We start from the raw sequence: 17,777 nt of genomic DNA on the forward strand, positions 1-17,777 counted from the left end.
CGCCAATGCCAGTAGCTGAACTATTCCTCAACTTGCACCGTTGGCACCTAGCTAGTACAAGCTTCTCTGAGTCTGACATCTCGGAGTTAGATGCGATCGCCCAACTCTTCCCCTTAAACTTTGATGAAACTGGCAATCAAATTAAGCAGATATTAGAGAAGCGCTACACAGATGGGATTTCTGGATTTGAAGGGGTGAAGGTTGTTCGCGGAGCGTCTCGTAGAGAGGGGAGTAAGATTATCGGGGTATTTTCTGATATTGTTTCGCCAGTATTAACGAAAAAGTTTAACTTCAGTATTGATTCTGATACAGGGGATGTAGATTATACCCAAATTGATACCGGGAATCTAGAGCAGAACTTTTCAGAATATGAATTTGCTGCACCCGGTAGTAAATCCAAGCAGTGCAAAGAAGGGAAGAGTTCGGCTTGCACCCGTGCTGACAGCTCAACTTATTGCATCAAGGTCGGCTACAAGTGTAAATCAGTGGGGTTGAGTGGTGAGGAGAAGGCGGTGGTGAAGGCGATTGTAGAGAAAGGTGGTAAAGGGCAGAAACGGAAAGGATCGCCTTCGACGACAGGTGGATCTACCCCTACGACTTCTGCACCATCAGCCCCATTAGCTACCACAACACCCTCCGCGACAAGCGCAGTCAAAAAAAATAGCACCTCCAAAAAAACTGCTGCTTCCATTACTCCCCCAGCGTCTCCAGATCCTGATGGAAACCCCCAAATCAAAACCAATGATTTGAAGCAATCCAAGCCTGGGCGATCGCAGCGCCTGCAAGATATGGACGTAGCACTTAAAAATGGAGACTTCAGTAAAGTTGCGGACATTACTGAAAAAATTTATGATGATGCTGGAAAATTAAAACTTAACCCAGGGGAGGAAGATGCTGTTCTCAAGCAGCTTTATAAAGAGTCTGGATTCGATGGCAAACCAGCAGTAAAATCCGAAAAAGAGATGAATTCATTAGCTGCTTCTGGATCGACAATGATGGTACGGGGTGTGACAACTGAACATTTCGCTGATCAGTTCCGTAATGGGGACTATTTTGTAGGTAATGGACAATATGGGAATGGGACTTATGTAGGGAATTCTGGATCTCTGTCCAAGGATGGCTCTAGTTTTATACATGGGGGAGATACTGAATCATATCACCGCACATTTGATGAGGTAGCTAAACGCGGTTACATAACGCCGGATGGAAGTACTTTGCGGATGGCACTGAGCAACGATGCTGTTGTTGTGACTCAAAAGGCACTCGCCAAACAAATTGCTCAAACTGAAAAGAAAGTTAATAGCTGGGAGGCGAAGGAAAAAGTAAAAATTATGAAGCAAGAAGGAGATTCTAGCCACCAACTTCAGCAATTGAAAGAAAAAGCTAATAAACTGCGTTTGGTTCTTTGGGGAGATTTAGGGGATGGGGCTTCGGGGCGCTACGCGATCACACACGGTATTGACGCGATCGCCCTAAACAAGAGTTACCAACCTAACACCTTCATGAATCTTTTAAACAGAAGTAAAGTTACTGTACAAGATACTAATCTGAAATTTACCGATGGGCAGAAAAAGGGTGTAGGAGTTTAATTGATGGATGCAGAACTCTCTAGAACACTAGCGTTAGCTAAAATGTCGCCTTATTACCGCTATACAATCTCAGGGTTGATAGTTGATTCCAAAGAGGATGCAGGTGCAGGAGAAAAATACAGCAATCAATTGTCTGAAGATTGCTTAAAAGCAGGCACAATAAAAAAACTGAGCAGCGATCGCCAAAAATTTCTTGGAATATGTTTACTTTCTTTGAAAACTGCTAAAAAGTTGTTCCCAGAAGTTAATTCAACAGATTTTTTATCTGATAAGCAAGTAGAATCTGCGGTAATCGAAGCACAAAAAAATCATGCCAAATCTTAAATATGGCGTTCATCAAGGGTTTTTTGGGCATGGAATCCCTTATTTTGCTGGTGAGTCGTGTCCCTACATTATAAGGGATTTTCCATACCGAAAATCGCTAAAAGCCTTATTCTGACTGAAACAGAAGTGCAGCTTACGCCGCATTCTGTTTCTATATAGATCTAAAAACAAAAAACCTGTAGTGACTACTACAGGCGAATTTACAAAAAAAGTATATGTCAGTCTATCCTGGATGTGTTTTTTCTAAGGCTTGTAAAGTTTGCTGGATTTGGCCTTGTTTAATCAAACCCCGCGACCTTCTCCCAGCATCAACGGCTTGACGCATTAAAGAATGACCCTCGACATATTTACCAAGGCGTATCAACTCAATTCCCCTGCTACTGAAATCTTTAACTTCAGAGGCAATAGTTAGTAGTCGTTCTCTATCCATTTGTTTGCTCTTGAATAACTACGATGATTGATTCTGCTTCTTCAAAAAGTCTTTCGGCTCTTGCCTCCAAGAGACTAGCGTCAGCATAAAATTCATTCTGCATTGCTTTCTCATATTCGGCGTACAAGTCGAATATTATCTCTTGCAACCTGTTATAAGCGTCAAGCAATGCTGTAACTGTGGTCTGCTTCACTTCATGTTGACCTTTAGTATCTATTTTATCGAGATTAAGCAGAACACAATGACGAGTTGCGAGGAGAGCGGCTCTCAGTGCCATCGCCCTCACCCTCCGGCATCAGCTTTCGCATATCGTGAGGGACTCCTCCACCTCTTGTAGTACTAAACTTGCGATCGCCCTCAATCCCCAACAATCAAATCTCGCTTTACTGCCTCACAAATTATCCGCCGCAGGTATTTCACCCTCTCTTCTTGTGGAAGTGCATGCAGGGCATCGTGAATGCTTTGCGGTAACTTCAAGCCCGTTACCTTCTTTGATAATGGCTCTGTCAATTCTTCGTCGTAGACTTTAAATTGCTGCTTCTTAAAACCTTCTGACTGTACTGGCGTGGGATTGGTCATTGCTGGTTAACTAGTGATAGCCACCATAATAATCGCTAAAAATAATTAAGTCAATCGTTGACATTCCCGGTTAACCGGGTTATAGTCGATATACAAGGGACAAAAAACACTACCCCTTGCCAGGAGGTGTAAAAAATGACTCAATCTGGAAACGGACAAAACAAAGATGCCAACCCCAATGACATTGATGTTTATGAGAAGATTCCACAAGACAACCCCGCGCGAGAGCCTGACTGGTTCAAGGAAAACTTAGCTACAGGCGAACGAGAGGTTGTTCCTGCGGAAGATGCTCCAAAAGAGCTAGAAGAGAATGAGGATAATCCTCAAGGTTAATTAGTTTGTTTAAAGCCCCTACCCCTGTGGAGGGGCTTTAAAAAGCCACTTTATCAGATTTTAACTCATGGATACCACTATTATCTACCCAAGCTACTTTCGGATATTTGAGTGCAGAAATGGGCGTTGGTTCATTAAAAATCTGGAATCATTTGTAACTACCACTACAACAAATCATGAGGATATTAAAGCACTTTATGACATTACTGAAGGACAAATAGTAGTTGAATTATTCCGAATTAATGCAGGCAAGTCTGGATATTACCTAGCGAATATTCGGGATAAAAAATATTATTATTGTGTTGATCGTGACGGGACAAAGAATAAATTACTTGAATTGGGCATTGGTCGAGTAGATCCACAAGTTGGATATCAATAAAGATGCTTGCGATCATCCTCATCCCCCAGTACGCATTTCCGCTCCAAAATCCCACAGGGTAAGTACGTTTAAGCAATCAGGAAAGAGAGCAGTATGATTTGGCGATGCTGATAAAGCAAATTGTGCAACAGATTTTGTAGGTATTAAAGGAAGAACGGTTGAAGCAGCTAGGAAAAAAGCCAAAAATTTATGTCTGTTAAAACGAAAAGATGACTTGCATAAATTAAAAAGCATTTTAAGTATCCAATAGACTGTATTTTATACTTCCCATTCAGCGAGAAGAATAACGGGTAGAAGTGGATATATTTGCTACATAGTTCGCAATACGCCCATTCGTTTAACTTGAATCCTTAGCACTGGGTCATTTTGGCATTCTTGCAGGAATTCTTCAGGGGGACATTGCCCCATTGCCGCATAGGATTTAAGTCTTGAAAGTCGCTGCGATCGCAACTTAGAGTTCTGAGCAAAATCTTGCGGGACTGTGGAGTAATCCGACAAATTGATACCCCACTGCGGGTTGCTTACGATTGCACCCAAAAGACTTCGCGCATGAGGTGTTTCTAGCAGGTCTGCGATCGCTTCTTTGGACGGACAAACTCCCTGATTTGCAGCATCTAGAATGTCTAATATCTCGGTGTTTGTAAGGTTTTGTTCATGCTGCGCGGCAGGCGCGGCGGAACAAAAGCCCTCATGACAGTCTTTCTGCTCAACACCAGAATTTTGGTTTTCAGCCAGCAACGAAGTGGGTTGACTCTCTGTAGCATCCACGAGCGTTAGCGTCGTGCAGTCGGTTGCCATAGGCAAGTCTTTCTCTTCCACGCCCTCGACAGTTTGAGGCGATGCACCCCCAAAGGGTGCGATCGCCGTCTCATCACCTTGCAAAATCTCGTTTGGCGTGGAAGAGACACACATCAGCAACTCTTTTGAAGAGTTGCTGATGTGTTCTTGAGGAGTTCCTGAAGGGTTTTGAAACGCTTGTACAGCAGGGGTTTGAATAACTATATCCGGTTTATTCGTTGCGGTATTCGCTTGTTCTGAGGTGATATCCCGTTTATTTGAGGCGGTATCCACCTGAGATTTTTCGCCACGCCAAAAATCCTTGACCCTAGCACCATGTAAATTTCGGACTTCCCAATAGGACGTTCTGCCGTCGCTTTCTGAACTGATGCGACGGAATATGAATAGACGCATTGCTTCCAATGCTCTTCTTGCAAACCTAAAAGCTGAATCACTAAGGTTGGTTGCTAGCTTCATCCAACGCGATCCGTAAGGGTCTGCTAACCAGCATTGATGCCAGAATTTTAAGACACACGGTTTCTGATCCACCATCAATACCGTGTCTTCTTCTGGAACAATCCAGTGGCGGCGGTTAAACACTTTGGTAGTCTTGCTTTTTGATGCTACTGCCACACTCATGACTCACCCCCAAATGAGCGATACTGTTTCAACACCTGCTGTTTGAGTGCGTCAAATCTCTGTTTTTCTTCCTCTGATACAACACCCGTCAGTCGTTCAACCTCAGCCTTTTGCTGAAGTCTTACCTGATGACTGGTGATAGCAGGCAATGTTTTTACATCAGATTCATTGCCAGGACGGAACCGACGACGGCGAAACATAAACCTAAAATGTCGTTTATCCTGTAGCGGTAACTTCTCCCACACAGGAGCGTCCCATCCAGGCGGGATAAAGTCAGCTGATATCGGTAGCAGGTTTTGCACTTGGGATTGGAGTTCTGCGATCACTCTACCCTGCTCCTTAATCACCTGGCTTTGCTCTTCAAACTTGGACAGCAGTTGAGAAACTAGTTCTTGAGATTGCGGGGCTAACTCTGCCTCACGGGTTTTAACAGCAAAGTAGTTTTGTGCGGCGGCGATTTCTGGTTTACGAGAATCGCCGTTCATTGCTGTCAAGTAGCAAGCATAGCGAGAAAGCTTGTAATCATCCCCTGGTCTACCTCCTATACTTTTTGCCACCGTCGGCAAAAAGTGCTTTTCAATCTCATGCCCCATGTTTTGGCAAGCGGCGATCGCTCTAGATATGGCCTCATAAAATCGTCGCCACTGCTGATATCCCAGTATGGGCATTAAGTCACGGGCAACCCAATACTCAATACCTTCTGCATCAAGAAGCCTGATTTGGTCAAATGGATTTACACCGTCATTAGTCAATGTGAGATCCGACATACTTATTCTCCGTATAAAATTCTTATGTAAAACTGGCTCCACATCAGTGCGAAGTCACTAATTCATTTCAGGAAGAGCCAAAAGCTAGATTCGATTCACGCAAACTTTAAATATTTTTCAGTGTGTTTACTGCAACACTGTCTACTGATAAAAAGTTAAAAATAAGGATATTAACCACTCAGTATCCAGCATGAAGCATCTCAAGCGTTTAACAGTAGTGTTGTCTGCCATAACTATTTCAGTCTTAAGTTTGAACAGTGCAGCCGTTGGTCAACGTGCAGAAAAATTTGTGAACGTTGGGTTTGACAGTGATGGCGATCCGTTTTTGCTGGACAGGACTAGTATGCAAAAGAGCGAACCCAGATTTGGCCATGTTCTCAAGATTTACCAAATGAAAAATGACTTGATGACCGAAATCTTGGTTCGGTCTTCCTGTGGAGATGAAAGCTTGTCGATTGTCGCACTCAGAACTTACAGTCAAGGAGTTAAGTTGACCGAAGAGAAAGTACACCAACAAGTTCAGCCCAGAACAACAGACAACCCTGCTAGCCTTGCAATGAGCTATTACTGTCACGCTATCGACGCTCGTGGTTGGTGATACGTTTCCTGTTGAGAGCGATGCCTACGGCTCTCGGTGCCATCGCTCTCACCTTGTATATAAATGTTTTTCCACTTCAACCAAGCGATTGATATTTTGGTAGTATTTAACATGAATTTTGTTCGTATCGGCTGCATTTTTTCTGTACTAACTGTTTTTGGTTTTGGTCACACTGCTGTAGCACAACAGGTTGAGGAAGCCGCGAAGCCAATTTGCTATATGCAAGCTGAAAGCGGCAAAATAATTAATTTAGGAAGCTTGTGCGGCGATGGAATGCCAGCAAGCGTATCTCAGCAAAATGATTATGTTGGTGGTTCCTCCAGTACTAAAAGAGGAAATTGTCAATACTCTTGGCAATTTGATTCATCAGTTAAAGCGTGCGGTGATCGCTCCGCAAGTAGTCGCTCTGGCTATAGCGACAGTCCGAGTTATGCACCTAGTTATTCTGGCTCCAATAGTGGAACCTATGTTCACTCTTACACTCGCTCCAATGGCACATTCGTTGAAGGTTATCATCGGAGATAATTAATTTTGCTTCTGAAATACTTAAAAACTAGGCTAGCATCTGGCTAGATATATTGCAAGCAATATTTAGCCAGATGCTAGCCATTCAAAAAGCAATCGCCCCCTAGGTATCTGTAGGGGGCGATTGCTTTGCTATATTTACTAGATTTTTAGCGCTTGCTAAGAAGGTTTCTAGCTGGCTTTTGAGTTGCTGGTTTTCTGCGGCCAGTCCGCCTTTAATTCCCCCAGCATCGCTCTCAACTCCTCTATTTCTTGCTGCTGCTGTTTTTTAAGTACCTCTATTTCTTGCTGCTGCTGTTTAAGTACTTCAGTGAAATCAATCACGTTATCAGCTTTGAGTGTTCTGCCGATTCGTTGAGAAATATAACTTTCGATGTCACTTGTCATGCTTATACCTTCCCTGTCGAGAAGGCTCTTGTACTCCTCATATAAGGAATCATTTATGCGAATACTTAGTTGTGCGTTTCGCTTTCTGGCAACGCCATTAGACTTCTCAGACATTTTATTGCGGTAATTTAATTACTAACACTATATCGAAACAATCTAGCCAGTGGCTATAAATAAGGCTAAACCCCTTTGTCTAGACATATCAATGTTTTTGGCTAGATATTTCTCGCTATTTGCTTGACAGTGGCTAGCCACTGTCTTACACTAAATATAGACACCAAAAAGCGATCGCCCTGCCTGGAAAGTTGTGCGATCGCTTTTTGAAACACTCACCACAAAGATGGAGTTGATTTGATTATGACCCATGCGACTTACCCTAAGCAAGCACTCTCTGCTAATGACGTAACCTTCACCGACATTGACGGCTTCTACAACTTTGAAGCACAAGCCAACGGTCAAACGATTGCTGAACTTTCCCACGATGCTTTCAACTCTTTAAACGCTTGGTACGTGTCTGTTTCTGGAATTGAGGTTTATCGCACCAGTCTTTATTGCCAAGCGACTGATTGGGTGAAGTCACAGTATATTGCAGGCACATTATCCAAGCATAATCATTGCCAAGTTCAGGCATTGACAACACGAGAAGAACGAGCCGCAACGATTGAAGTATTAGAACAGCATGGGGATGAGTTTGTCGTCCACAACTGTGAGAATGACCACTATTATGTGGTGCGTCCTAATTACCCCGAATTTAAAGGACGCTGTGAGTGTGCTGATTGTCACTACCGAGGGGTCAAGTGTAAACACCAAATAGCTGTAGAGAATTTCTTAGAGGAAACGTTTCCCACTGTTGCACGCTTCGTAGATGACTTACTAGATAAACCCTTTGACGAACTTAGCAGTGAGGAATGGGAGCGGTTGAAGAATAAGAGCGCAACAAGCGATCGCATGGAACTGCTAGCAGCATAAAACAAAAGTCAACGGGTGGGCGGTGTCCCACCCAAAAATATTGGAGGAAAAATGTTTAAACCAGCAACCAAATCAAATTTAAAGATCCGCCTTGCCCTGAGTGGTTCAGCAGGCGCGGGTAAAACCTATTCCGCCTTAGCAATTGCTTCAGATATCAGTCAGAAGATAGCAGTTATCGACACTGAGCGAGGCTCTGCAAGTCGCTACGCTGACCTATTTCAATTTGATGTGTGTGAACTTGACAGCCATCATCCAGCTAAATACATTGAGGCAATTAAATCGGCTGAAGCGGCTGGTTACGAAGTGATTGTCATCGACTCACTAAGTCATGCTTGGTATGCCGAATTAGAGTTAGCTGGCACTAATCGGGGAGGAGGAACCAGCTTTGACGGCTGGAAAAATGTTCGTCCTTTGGAGCGAAAATTACTAGATGCTATTGTGAGTTCCCGATGCCACATCATTGCTACGATGCGGAGCAAGACTGAGTGGGATACCACACAAAGGGATTCTAACGGCAAGATGAAACCAACGAAAATTGGTACTGCTCCCATTCAAACTTCGGGGATTGAGTACGAATTTGACATTGCCGGTGAACTCTCTGCTGAACACATACTCTACATCAGTAAATCTCGTTGCCCAGAATTGCAAGATACCAGTTGGCTAAAACCAGGATTAGAGTTGGCGCAAGCTCTTAAGAATTGGATGAGTACTGCGCCCGTTACGCAATCAGGCGCCCCAACTGTGGCAGCAGTACACCCGCAAGACTTACGAGTTAAGCAAATACGCACCTTGCTTGACTACCCTGTTGATTTGGTCAAGGAATGGTTAAGTTTTCAGGATGCCAAGTTTCCCAGTCAGCTTGAACCACATATAGTTGACGAACTTATAAAAACTATGTGTTTAGCTTGGGCTGCTGATAAAATCGACCATCCTAATCATGCTGAAAATTCTTTTAAAAAGCACGTAAGTAGCGCGATTAGTCCAGAATTTGAGGAGCTAGCGGCGATTAAGCAGTGGATGCAGCATATCCAATCAGCAAATGTACAAAACGTACCAGTGCATTCTGCTTAAGTTATTCACCTAGAGGCGCAATAATGCGTCTCTTTCTTATTTTGTAGAGGAGAATAAATGAAAATTCCTAACAGTTGGGAACTGCCCAAATATCATTTTGGACAACGGGTAAAACAAGGCGAAATCACCGGATTAGAATATCATCCCCCTGGTACACAGAGAGCCTATGAACTGGGCGAAGGCTGGAGTTACACCGTTTTAGTGGATGAATACTCTGATTATATTGAGATTTACAAAGAACGCCAGATTGAAGTGGCAACACAAGAGTCACGCAAGGAAGTTCAAGAATTAATTGACCAACATCTAATCAGAATAGCCGCACTTACTGAACAGTTAAACGAGGGTCAGGAGTAATGGATTTAGAATCGATTAGGGGAATTCGCCACGGCTTGCAAGATTCTCGCCGTGATGGGTTAACAGAGTTTTTTCACGAATTCATGCTTGTCTTACTCTCCGAAGGTTATAGCTTTGAAGACTTGTTACACGCTATTGCTAACTGGGCAAGTGAGCAACCAAGGCTTGAAGAGGTTGTGGGGCATCTGGAGAAGGCCACGGATGAAATTCACGAGAAAAATTAGATACAATACTTAACTTATTTGAACACCGCTTAATGAGCGGTGTTTTTTTGTAACTAGCTTTCTTGAGGCGGGGAAATAGATGTTTGGTGTAGGTGCGATGCCCTTCTGTGCGCGAACGGCATCGCAAGTAATCAGTGTCTTTACCGTTATTAATCCTTTGTGTAATAGATTACAACGTAATTGGCAGAGATGGCGGGTCGCTCCCGCCTTGCTTATATTTCTGCCGTGTTGTTTTCTGCCAAAAAAATCTCAATGAAAATTCATGCATTTGCAATCGCAGGTCTTTTATCCTGCTTAATTACGGCTTGCAATAACAACTCAAAAGAGTTAAGTCAAGCCGTAAAATCATTACAGCAAGTCGATTCAGCCGCTAGTGTGGGGACTAATATCGGCAACTATGCCACTCAGGTTATATCCGCAAAAACTGAAGTAGACACCTATCTACTAAAGGACAAGGATTCAGAAACAGCTAAAAAACTTAGCAAAGTATTAAATAGCCACTTAGCTGCTGTTGATTGGTGGAGATGCGATCTCTCGCAAGCAGAGTCTTTCTTGAAGGATGAGTATGACGTTGCCTCCGAATGCCGTGATGCTATCTTGCCAAGGATTTTTGAGTTATCACCCGACATTAAAAAGGAAGCGGAACAGGCGATCGCTACTAAACCGATGCGTCACAAAAGCGATTCTCTTGATAAGTCAGCAATGTTGCAGATGATTTGGCAGGAAACCTCCAGCGATACTAAATCATTATTTAAAGATACTAATCAATAACAAATAGGGCGATCGCTATTCAATCGCCCATTTTGCTAATACACTGGGGTTGTAGCACTCAGGATGTATTAATTATATCCTGGGAGCCTCGCTGTGGCAGCAATTTCACCATTGGTGTTGATTTTCCAAGCGATCGACCAAGCGTCGCCTGTAGTCAAGAACATTATCTCTGGACTAAAAGAGAATGTTGGCGTTGTTGGTGCTTTAAGTCTTGCTTATAACGAAACTAAAAAAGCAATTACAGACTTTGCCGCCCAAGGTCAACAAGCTTATCAGTTACTAATTGGTCAAAACGTAGAGCTACAAGGACAGCTAATTGCTACACAAGCATCCTTAGCGGCTACGAATAAAGTCATCTCAGATGGTTTTGAGGTTAAAGACCCGACCAAAGCAATTCAGGCATTAACTGAACCCGTAAATCAGGCGATCGCTGATTTGAGAAAAGGGTCTTTTGATTTAGTCGGGGTTACGTCTAACGACCTCATTCCGCTATTTCAATCAGTAGCTAATGAAAGCTCGAAAATTGGGGCAAGTCTACAGCAATCCACTGAGTTAGCCTTGGGATTTGGCGCGGCCACCCAAACTTTAAAAATCCCCCTCCAGCAAACAAGCAACGAGTTGAAGCTAATTTTACAGGGGCAAGTTTCCAGCGAAAATAGACTGGCAAGTGCTTTAAATTTAAATAATGAAATAGTTAACAGATGGAAATCGCAAGGTGTATTTGTTGACGAACTAAATAAAAAACTAGCAACATTTCGAGCCGGTAATGCTCTCGCCGCCCAAACAATTGATGGGGTCGTTGCCAACGGGAGAGAATTATTTTTAGAATTTGGCAGGATTGCAGGTGAGCCATTTCTACAGCCGATTGTCACTCAATTAAATATTCTATATACGTTGGTAAAAAACAACCGAGAAACAATAATCGGCGTAATTTCAGGAATTAGTAGCTTTTTCTTAGAAATTGGTACAAGGATTCAGGAAATAGCCACAATATTACAACCAATTATAGAAAAATTAGCCCAAGCGATAGGGAATGAGTTAAATGCTAATTTGATTGCTACTGAGAATGCAACTAGAGCGATCGCAGACCTGCTAGTTTCTTTAGTTCAGCTAACCGCTCCAGTACTCGATTTAATAGCTAGTATCGCCCTAGAACTGTCAAAGATTTCCAACTCTCCCTTTGGTCAAATCCTGATAGAGACTGGCCTTTTATTAGGGGTTCTGAGCTTGTTGCAGCCCGCAATTGTTGGGCTAGGCATAAATCTTATTAGCGTCATTTCTCAAATCATCATATTTGGTGAGTCTGCTGGCGCTGCCTACACTGCGATTGGTGGATTTGAAGTAGTAATTAATACTTTGGCTTTGGGCGGACTTCCAGCACTTCAGGCTGGGATTGCAGCAGCAATCCCAGAATTAGCAACGTTTGGAGTTGCGGCTACAGCTGCGCTAGCTCCACTTTTACCCTTGATTGCTTTAGGGGGATTAATTGTACTTACTCTTGAAGTCAAGGGAAGGAAGGATTTAGAGGACGGCAATGAAGAACTTGAGGAATATAGAAAACAAATAGATGCCCAAGGCGAACAGACTTTGGATTTAGCCAAAAAATTGAAAGTATTAGCTGATTCTAGAATTGCTAATGGTAGCCTTGATGCAGAAGAAGAGGCACAGTCCAAAAGATTGGAGTCCCTACAGCAGAATGAGGTTCAATCAATTCAAGATAAAATTAAAAGCATTAAAGAATTACAGAATCTCAGCCCAGAACAAGAAGCGACGCGAAAAATTGAAATTGAAGACCTAGAGAATCAGATCAAGTTGTTACAAAAATACTCTGAAGGTACGAAGTTGCAACCTAAGGACTTACAAGTATTAGGCAATGAATATCAGCAATTGGGGAATAAAGTTAATGAGGCGCTGGCTAAATTCAACCACCCGGCGACTGACGCGGAATTCAAGCAAGCAGCTAAGGATGTAGTCGATTATACTCAACAACAGTTGAAGGCTGGGGATATCAGCCAACAGCAAGCTGAGGCGAGGCTGGCCATTGTGCGGGACGACACCAGGATAACACTCGACTTACAAAAAAGTACTGATGATGCGATAGTCAAGTCCCGTGAAGACTCGCTTAATCGCTTGAATGAATTAGCTAAAGTTAGTCAGCAAAAGATTAAGGCTCAAATTGACGATGAGGTAATAGGGAATTTTGAGGGACAGCAAAAAATTCTGGAGTCTAAGGAGCGCCAGTTACAGTTAGAAATTGAGTTAATTAAGTCGGCCATACAAAAAGAAGATGCTCTGCGTGTTGCTCAGGTAAATACTGAAGTTGACCGCATTAACAAAGAAATTGCTGCAAGCCAAGCTAGGCTAACAGCCAATCCAGGTAATACAGCAGACGATAAACAGAAAGCTAGGCTAGAGCAAGCCAATCTAGAACGGCTGCAATCACAAAAAAATGCGGCTCAGGCATCACTCAATATTCAGTCAGAATCCGAAGTTAAACGCAAGTCTCAGCTAGAGCAAAATGAAGGAGAATTATCTTCCGTTCAATCTGAATCAAGAAAAAATCGTAGGGCTGAGGCACTAAAAGAATATGATGAACAACAACAAATTCTTGACTCCCAAAACGCCCAGCGACTGATAACCGAGCAAGAATACAATGCCCGATCGCTCACCATCACCAAAGCCAAAGGTGAGGCTGAAATCAAGCAATTAGAGGAAGAAAGGGCAAAATTACCTAAGAGTGACAAGGAAGGACTTGAGGCGATCGCCGCGAAAGAGGCACAAATCCGCCAAAAAATTGCTGCCTCTACAGAGAAATTTGAGGAGGAAAAATCAAAGGTGCGGATTGCATTAGTTGATACCGAACAGAAGGAATTAGCCGCCAAATTAGCCCAGAGTGAGGTATCACAACAGCAATTTAACCAACAGTCCCTAGCACTGACGAAACAACGGTTGCAGGCTGAACTTGACGAAGTGAACCGTCAACGGGCAAAAGCGGTGAAAACGGGGGATACTCAGAGGCTTAATGAGTTAAATGCGACTGAGGCAGATATACGTAAGCGTGGGGCTGATGCTGTTGAGAAATTTGATGAGGATAAGTCAAAGGCTAGGATCGCTCTTCTTGACAATGAACAGAAGGAATTAGCGGCTTCATTGGCTGAAGGTATCGTGTCTCAACAGCAATACAACCAGCAGTCCCTATTGCTGACTCAGCAACGTTTACAGGCTGAACTTGACGAAGTGCAACGCCAACGAGTCAAAGCTGTGAAGGCGGGAGATGCCCAGAGGCTTGATGAACTTAATGCACAAGAGGCGGATATACGTAAGCGCGGGGTTGATGCGATCGCTCAAAACCAAGAACAGCAAGTTGCACTTATTGACCAAGCACAGAAGAAAGCGACTGATATTGTTAGTCAATCTGAGAGCGATCGCTTAGTCGAAATTGACAAACTAGAAGCCACTCAAACTATCCACAAAGTTGAAGCGGAGAAATTACGAACGGATGCGGCTGGCGATCGCATTAAAAAGGAATTAGCACTTGAGAAAGATAGACTTGCCCAACTTGAGGCACTACCACCATTTAGCGACCCTGCCAAGGAAGAACAGCGTCAGGGTCAAATTAGGGCATCACGACTGAAAACTTCTCAAATAACTAAGTCACTAATTGATAACGAAGTTCAACAACGAGAAGCGGCGTTTAGGGTTGTCGAAGACAAACTCAATAAAGAAATTCAGCAGATTCAAAATAATGCTACTGCTGAAAACCAAGCGCTGGAGAAGCAAGAGCAATTACAAAAGTTTATCAGCAGTACCCTTGAGAATCAAATCAAGTTACTGGAAGCGAAGAAAAATTTAGTTTCTTCAGTGGCTGGGTTCTATGAAGGGGAACTCAATGTATTAAAAGAAACCACCAAGAATCAACGGGAACAGGCGCGACTTGCGGAGACGGCGGCGGAAAATCGTCTCAATTCAGCGCGGGCATCATTTGAGATTGAGAAGGAGATCACTAAGGAGAAGCAGGAACAGCAACAGATTGACTTGGCTATGAAAGAATTGGAACTACAAGGTGAGCAGTCTGATGCGGCTTCAGCCACATTAAAGGCGCAGAAAGAACAGAAAAAAGTGGAGGCGAAATTTGGGGTGACTCAAGAGGAAAAGGATACAGCTGCACTAGATGTTAAATCAGCAGTGGACAAGGAGTTGAGGTTGCAGTTTAAAGGTTTGCTTTTGGGACAAGAGAAGACACTTGTTACTACCCAAGGACAACAAGAATTGGACAATTTGGGACGCACTCAGCAATTACAGGATGACCAAAACCGCCTTGGATTGGCCAATGCTAGGGTGAGCAAGGGACGAGGGAGAAGGGAGTTAAGGAGTTTAAGAGAAGATATATTAAAACGGGGTGGGGTGACTTCGACCAGGGATTATGCCAAAAATGTAAATTTCAATGCATTGGGGGGCGGCAGCGCAATATCCTCTCAGTTGGCAGAGTTGCAAGCGATGATACAAGGGGTACTGTCAACTGGAGCGATACCACAGATACCACAATCCACTCAAAGATTAATCACTGGGACGCAAGCTGCTTCGCCAATTCAAGTAAAATCTAGTGATGTGCAGGCAGCTACTCAAAAGACGGTGGGAGCAGTAAATATTACCCTTAACAATCAATTTACTGGAGATGATGCTACCAACGGGAAAGCTGCTAACAAAGTGACTCAAGATGTCCGAAAACAGCTTTATGATTTAGGGGTGTTACTGACAAGATAATTTCATGTTACAACCGATAAAATTAATAGAAAGAATTGAAGTTAAATCACTTAAAACGCTCTGCCAAGAATTAGAAATTACAGAGTTCTTTGTGGACAAAGAGGGCAATAGTTGGGGATTCCAAGGTAAAAATGTCATGGCAGTCCCCTTGTTGCCAATATGTACAATAAGGGTAGAGTGGGATGAGAGTTATTCCACGGGCTACCCTTTTGAAATGCCAGAGATTTACGTTAGAAGTGTAGATGTTCCTTGGAATTACAAGGAAGTTTGGGATAAACCCTATGCTTTAAAAAAGATTTGTGTGCGTACCGATGTTTACCCTTTAGCTTGGGTCTATTGGTGGGTTTATTTTCGGGTAGAAGCAAGTTTAGCTTTGTTTATGCGAACATTTGTTTATTTATTAGAGATTTGGGGTATGGCTCAAATTAATTCAGGGGAGTTGGTAGGGTGGTATAACATTAAGTTTTTGCGGTGGCTAAAAGGTAAACCCAAAAGCGATCGCCACATATAAAACGATGAGTAAACGCAAGAGAATTAAATTAACCATTTCCTCTCACTGGCAATCTTATGAGGCACAAGTTTTACCTAAAGGTTGTTCACCAGTTCAATTGCAAGAAACTAGGAGAGCTTTTTATGCTGGGGCTGTATCTGTTTTAGCATTGATGGCTAAATTAAGTGAAGAAGAAATTACGGAAGAAGAGGGATCGGATATTATTGAAGAATTGATGCAGGAAAGTAGAGATTTTACCGCTCGAATTGGACGCGATCGCTAATGACACTACTCTCAGAAATCCAAGCCGCTCAATCTCAGCTATTACCGCCCTTCATCAACAAACAATTGTTAGTGCGATCGCCTCTATCAGTTATCGAATTATTTAACCCCAGTCACTACAACTTATGGCAGTTCGACCCCACTAATTACGGTGATAGCGCAGATTATGTTTACCTGCGATTATTCCCAAATTACGAGAGTGCTGATGAGGTGCAAGGGGACAGAGGATTTAAGCCAAGTTTTAACGCGACTGTGGCGCAACATACAACCACGCGTAGGATTTTTACGGCAACAGTTAAGCAACAGACGGCTTTTGTTTTTTACATTATTGAGAGGTTGGCATTGATCGCCAATACCTCTTCTTACACCACATATACACCCATTAAAATAATTGATTTTTGCTCTCCTGAGCCAAGTGATGATCCAAACACTGCTGTCTATAATGGGGAATTGGCAACGACTAGATACGGACGGATAGATATTCAGAAGCGACCAGCGATCGTTCGGGGATTTCAGATGGATTATTGCCTATCAGAGTGGGAATTTAAGTTTAGTGAAGTGGATCTACGTCCCTAGCTGCTAGCTGAGATAGAATTATATCTGTTGTTGTCAAAGCACCCTAATGAATCGTAATCAATGAGTCTGCCGACATTTCTTCATCTTCGGTAGGCTCATTTTCATGGACGCGGTGACAACTCTCACCGCTAAATGCAAGCAGTGTGGTGGGAAAATTATGTATTATAAAAAGTTGACCGACCAAGAAATTGGAGAGATAAAATGGTTAGGGAAACACACCGATAACTCGGTAATAAGAAGTAGCAGAAATTCATGCACAAGAGATACATATGCTGCAATAGGAAGTCTATATAATATATCTGAACGTTATACGCGACTAATTATAACAACCGAACTTTATTCAACGATATCTATTGTTAATCCCTCTAATGAAATTCTAGAAAAATTAACAGAATTAATTGAATCAAAGTCTAGATTAAATAAGTCTGGAATAGATAGATTTTTGAATAAACGTAAATTAAACGCATTAGAAAGTCAACAAGGAACTTTTAAAAAGGGAAATTCCAAGCTATCAGAAGTAGAAGTTTCTCAAGTTAAATATTTACTTCAAAATACTTCAATGACAGCGCGGGAGATAGCCTCACTTTTTGATGTAAGCGCAGGAGCCATATACTCAATTAAATATAATAAAGCGTGGTTTCATGTGCCAGCAGCAAATGCTATTGGTATAGTACATTACAAGAAATAAGGATGAAAATATGCAGCCAGATAACGAGGAAATCATTAAAGAGATTAGCAATGCTGAGGAATATTTAAGGCAGTTATTAGTCCGATTACTGGCTTTGAACGCAACGCCGCGTAGGCGTAGCCAGCCGTAGGCATCGCTTTCAGATATTGTCCAAGCGCTGGAAACAGTCAGCCGATCATATATCAGTACAGACGCGATTGAAACTCGACTTATTGCACGATACAATGACCCTCTTCCTCCAGCAATCCACCCAATGGTTAT

At 42.8% G+C, this 17,777-nt stretch carries 22 protein-coding genes; 16 read left to right on the forward strand and 6 right to left on the reverse strand.

Going from position 1 to position 17,777, the window contains the following annotated elements:
* The first annotated feature begins 5 nt into the window (after positions 1 to 5).
* Together HWQ38_RS24665 and HWQ38_RS24670 are read left to right on the forward strand one after the other, a co-directional pair.
* Positions 6 to 1,589 (forward strand): hypothetical protein, encoded by a 1,584-nt coding sequence (locus tag HWQ38_RS24665; RefSeq protein WP_292798840.1) that lies wholly within the window; start codon positions 6 to 8, stop codon positions 1,587 to 1,589.
* Positions 1,590 to 1,592: 3 nt separating this feature from the next.
* The gene (locus tag HWQ38_RS24670) at positions 1,593 to 1,913 is read left to right on the forward strand and encodes a hypothetical protein (protein WP_292798842.1); all 321 of its coding nucleotides are present in this window, start codon (positions 1,593 to 1,595) and stop codon (positions 1,911 to 1,913) included.
* Positions 1,914 to 2,136: 223 nt separating this feature from the next.
* On the opposite strand, the gene HWQ38_RS24675 is transcribed toward HWQ38_RS24670, so the two are convergent.
* The 3 genes from HWQ38_RS24675 to HWQ38_RS24685 form a co-directional block, all read right to left on the reverse strand.
* Positions 2,137 to 2,343 (reverse strand): hypothetical protein, encoded by a 207-nt coding sequence (locus tag HWQ38_RS24675; protein WP_292798844.1) that lies wholly within the window; start codon positions 2,341 to 2,343, stop codon positions 2,137 to 2,139.
* The gene (locus HWQ38_RS24680; RefSeq protein WP_292798846.1) at positions 2,336 to 2,620 is read right to left on the reverse strand and encodes a hypothetical protein; all 285 of its coding nucleotides are present in this window, start codon (positions 2,618 to 2,620) and stop codon (positions 2,336 to 2,338) included. The genes HWQ38_RS24675 and HWQ38_RS24680 overlap by 8 nt, the downstream gene beginning before the upstream one ends.
* 80 nt (positions 2,621 to 2,700) lie before the next feature.
* Positions 2,701 to 2,922, reverse strand: coding sequence for a hypothetical protein (locus tag HWQ38_RS24685; RefSeq protein ID WP_292798848.1), 222 nt, complete (start codon positions 2,920 to 2,922; stop codon positions 2,701 to 2,703).
* A 135-nt stretch (positions 2,923 to 3,057) separates the two neighbouring features.
* On the opposite strand from HWQ38_RS24685, the gene HWQ38_RS24690 reads away from it, so the two are divergent.
* Both HWQ38_RS24690 and HWQ38_RS24695 read left to right on the forward strand, forming a co-directional pair.
* Positions 3,058 to 3,255, forward strand: a complete 198-nt coding sequence (locus HWQ38_RS24690) for a hypothetical protein (protein ID WP_292798850.1) — start codon at positions 3,058 to 3,060, stop codon at positions 3,253 to 3,255.
* Positions 3,256 to 3,322: 67 nt separating this feature from the next.
* Complete coding sequence (locus HWQ38_RS24695; protein ID WP_292798851.1) at positions 3,323 to 3,634, forward strand: hypothetical protein; 312 nt, start codon at positions 3,323 to 3,325, stop codon at positions 3,632 to 3,634.
* Between the two features lie 309 nt (positions 3,635 to 3,943).
* Here HWQ38_RS24695 and HWQ38_RS24700 read toward each other — a convergent pair whose 3' ends face one another.
* Both HWQ38_RS24700 and HWQ38_RS24705 read right to left on the reverse strand, forming a co-directional pair.
* A complete protein-coding gene (locus HWQ38_RS24700) occupies positions 3,944 to 5,050 on the reverse strand; it encodes a hypothetical protein (RefSeq protein WP_292798852.1) in 1,107 nt (368 codons plus the stop codon).
* Entirely contained in the window at positions 5,047 to 5,817 is a 771-nt protein-coding gene (locus HWQ38_RS24705; protein WP_292798853.1) for a BRO family protein, read from the reverse strand. The genes HWQ38_RS24700 and HWQ38_RS24705 overlap by 4 nt, the downstream gene beginning before the upstream one ends.
* A 190-nt stretch (positions 5,818 to 6,007) precedes the next feature.
* Here HWQ38_RS24705 and HWQ38_RS24710 point away from each other — a divergent pair, with 190 nt between their 5' ends.
* On the forward strand, positions 6,008 to 6,415 hold the full coding sequence (locus HWQ38_RS24710) for a hypothetical protein (RefSeq protein ID WP_292798854.1): 408 nt from the start codon (positions 6,008 to 6,010) through the stop codon (positions 6,413 to 6,415).
* Between the two features lie 111 nt (positions 6,416 to 6,526).
* Positions 6,527 to 6,940: a hypothetical protein gene (locus HWQ38_RS24715; RefSeq protein WP_292798855.1), complete on the forward strand. Its 414-nt coding sequence runs from the start codon at positions 6,527 to 6,529 to the stop codon at positions 6,938 to 6,940.
* A 171-nt stretch (positions 6,941 to 7,111) separates the two neighbouring features.
* Here HWQ38_RS24715 and HWQ38_RS24720 read toward each other — a convergent pair whose 3' ends face one another.
* Positions 7,112 to 7,327 (reverse strand): hypothetical protein, encoded by a 216-nt coding sequence (locus HWQ38_RS24720; RefSeq protein WP_292798856.1) that lies wholly within the window; start codon positions 7,325 to 7,327, stop codon positions 7,112 to 7,114.
* 357 nt (positions 7,328 to 7,684) lie between these two features.
* Here HWQ38_RS24720 and HWQ38_RS24725 point away from each other — a divergent pair, with 357 nt between their 5' ends.
* From HWQ38_RS24725 to HWQ38_RS24770, 10 genes are all read left to right on the forward strand, one after another.
* Positions 7,685 to 8,296, forward strand: a complete 612-nt coding sequence (locus tag HWQ38_RS24725) for a hypothetical protein (protein ID WP_292798857.1) — start codon at positions 7,685 to 7,687, stop codon at positions 8,294 to 8,296.
* Positions 8,297 to 8,347: 51 nt separating this feature from the next.
* Positions 8,348 to 9,367, forward strand: coding sequence for an ATP-binding protein (locus tag HWQ38_RS24730; protein ID WP_292798858.1), 1,020 nt, complete (start codon positions 8,348 to 8,350; stop codon positions 9,365 to 9,367).
* 57 nt (positions 9,368 to 9,424) lie between these two features.
* A complete protein-coding gene (locus HWQ38_RS24735) occupies positions 9,425 to 9,721 on the forward strand; it encodes a hypothetical protein (RefSeq protein ID WP_292798859.1) in 297 nt (98 codons plus the stop codon).
* Positions 9,721 to 9,945 (forward strand): hypothetical protein, encoded by a 225-nt coding sequence (locus tag HWQ38_RS24740; RefSeq protein WP_292798860.1) that lies wholly within the window; start codon positions 9,721 to 9,723, stop codon positions 9,943 to 9,945. Before HWQ38_RS24735 ends, HWQ38_RS24740 begins: the two co-directional genes overlap by 1 nt.
* A gap of 252 nt (positions 9,946 to 10,197) precedes the next feature.
* Positions 10,198 to 10,716 (forward strand): hypothetical protein, encoded by a 519-nt coding sequence (locus HWQ38_RS24745; RefSeq protein WP_292798861.1) that lies wholly within the window; start codon positions 10,198 to 10,200, stop codon positions 10,714 to 10,716.
* Between the two features lie 93 nt (positions 10,717 to 10,809).
* On the forward strand, positions 10,810 to 15,480 hold the full coding sequence (locus HWQ38_RS24750) for a hypothetical protein (RefSeq protein WP_292798863.1): 4,671 nt from the start codon (positions 10,810 to 10,812) through the stop codon (positions 15,478 to 15,480).
* Positions 15,481 to 15,484: 4 nt separating this feature from the next.
* Positions 15,485 to 15,991: a hypothetical protein gene (locus tag HWQ38_RS24755; RefSeq protein WP_292798865.1), complete on the forward strand. Its 507-nt coding sequence runs from the start codon at positions 15,485 to 15,487 to the stop codon at positions 15,989 to 15,991.
* 4 nt (positions 15,992 to 15,995) lie between these two features.
* Positions 15,996 to 16,253, forward strand: coding sequence for a hypothetical protein (locus HWQ38_RS24760; RefSeq protein ID WP_292798867.1), 258 nt, complete (start codon positions 15,996 to 15,998; stop codon positions 16,251 to 16,253).
* The gene (locus HWQ38_RS24765) at positions 16,253 to 16,828 is read left to right on the forward strand and encodes a hypothetical protein (protein ID WP_292798869.1); all 576 of its coding nucleotides are present in this window, start codon (positions 16,253 to 16,255) and stop codon (positions 16,826 to 16,828) included. The genes HWQ38_RS24760 and HWQ38_RS24765 overlap by 1 nt, the downstream gene beginning before the upstream one ends.
* A gap of 172 nt (positions 16,829 to 17,000) precedes the next feature.
* Positions 17,001 to 17,516: a hypothetical protein gene (locus HWQ38_RS24770; protein WP_292798870.1), complete on the forward strand. Its 516-nt coding sequence runs from the start codon at positions 17,001 to 17,003 to the stop codon at positions 17,514 to 17,516.
* Positions 17,517 to 17,777: the final 261 nt, after the last annotated feature.

This window comes from Nostoc sp. NMS7, from assembly GCF_017115085.1.
Taxonomy (GTDB): domain Bacteria; phylum Cyanobacteriota; class Cyanobacteriia; order Cyanobacteriales; family Nostocaceae; genus Nostoc.

Bases quoted from the DNA above. Each gene is read 5' to 3' on its own strand.
- HWQ38_RS24665 (WP_292798840.1), top strand. From the start codon at position 6: ATGCCAGTAGCTGAACTATTCCTCAACTTGCACCGTTGGCACCTAGCT.
- HWQ38_RS24670 (WP_292798842.1), top strand. From the start codon at position 1,593: ATGGATGCAGAACTCTCTAGAACACTAGCGTTAGCTAAAATGTCGCCT.
- HWQ38_RS24675 (WP_292798844.1), bottom strand. From the start codon at position 2,343: ATGGATAGAGAACGACTACTAACTATTGCCTCTGAAGTTAAAGATTTC.
- HWQ38_RS24680 (WP_292798846.1), bottom strand. From the start codon at position 2,620: ATGGCACTGAGAGCCGCTCTCCTCGCAACTCGTCATTGTGTTCTGCTT.
- HWQ38_RS24685 (WP_292798848.1), bottom strand. From the start codon at position 2,922: ATGACCAATCCCACGCCAGTACAGTCAGAAGGTTTTAAGAAGCAGCAA.
- HWQ38_RS24690 (WP_292798850.1), top strand. From the start codon at position 3,058: ATGACTCAATCTGGAAACGGACAAAACAAAGATGCCAACCCCAATGAC.
- HWQ38_RS24695 (WP_292798851.1), top strand. From the start codon at position 3,323: ATGGATACCACTATTATCTACCCAAGCTACTTTCGGATATTTGAGTGC.
- HWQ38_RS24700 (WP_292798852.1), bottom strand. From the start codon at position 5,050: ATGAGTGTGGCAGTAGCATCAAAAAGCAAGACTACCAAAGTGTTTAAC.
- HWQ38_RS24705 (WP_292798853.1), bottom strand. From the start codon at position 5,817: ATGTCGGATCTCACATTGACTAATGACGGTGTAAATCCATTTGACCAA.
- HWQ38_RS24710 (WP_292798854.1), top strand. From the start codon at position 6,008: ATGAAGCATCTCAAGCGTTTAACAGTAGTGTTGTCTGCCATAACTATT.
- HWQ38_RS24715 (WP_292798855.1), top strand. From the start codon at position 6,527: ATGAATTTTGTTCGTATCGGCTGCATTTTTTCTGTACTAACTGTTTTT.
- HWQ38_RS24720 (WP_292798856.1), bottom strand. From the start codon at position 7,327: ATGACAAGTGACATCGAAAGTTATATTTCTCAACGAATCGGCAGAACA.
- HWQ38_RS24725 (WP_292798857.1), top strand. From the start codon at position 7,685: ATGACCCATGCGACTTACCCTAAGCAAGCACTCTCTGCTAATGACGTA.
- HWQ38_RS24730 (WP_292798858.1), top strand. From the start codon at position 8,348: ATGTTTAAACCAGCAACCAAATCAAATTTAAAGATCCGCCTTGCCCTG.
- HWQ38_RS24735 (WP_292798859.1), top strand. From the start codon at position 9,425: ATGAAAATTCCTAACAGTTGGGAACTGCCCAAATATCATTTTGGACAA.
- HWQ38_RS24740 (WP_292798860.1), top strand. From the start codon at position 9,721: ATGGATTTAGAATCGATTAGGGGAATTCGCCACGGCTTGCAAGATTCT.
- HWQ38_RS24745 (WP_292798861.1), top strand. From the start codon at position 10,198: ATGAAAATTCATGCATTTGCAATCGCAGGTCTTTTATCCTGCTTAATT.
- HWQ38_RS24755 (WP_292798865.1), top strand. From the start codon at position 15,485: ATGTTACAACCGATAAAATTAATAGAAAGAATTGAAGTTAAATCACTT.
- HWQ38_RS24760 (WP_292798867.1), top strand. From the start codon at position 15,996: ATGAGTAAACGCAAGAGAATTAAATTAACCATTTCCTCTCACTGGCAA.
- HWQ38_RS24765 (WP_292798869.1), top strand. From the start codon at position 16,253: ATGACACTACTCTCAGAAATCCAAGCCGCTCAATCTCAGCTATTACCG.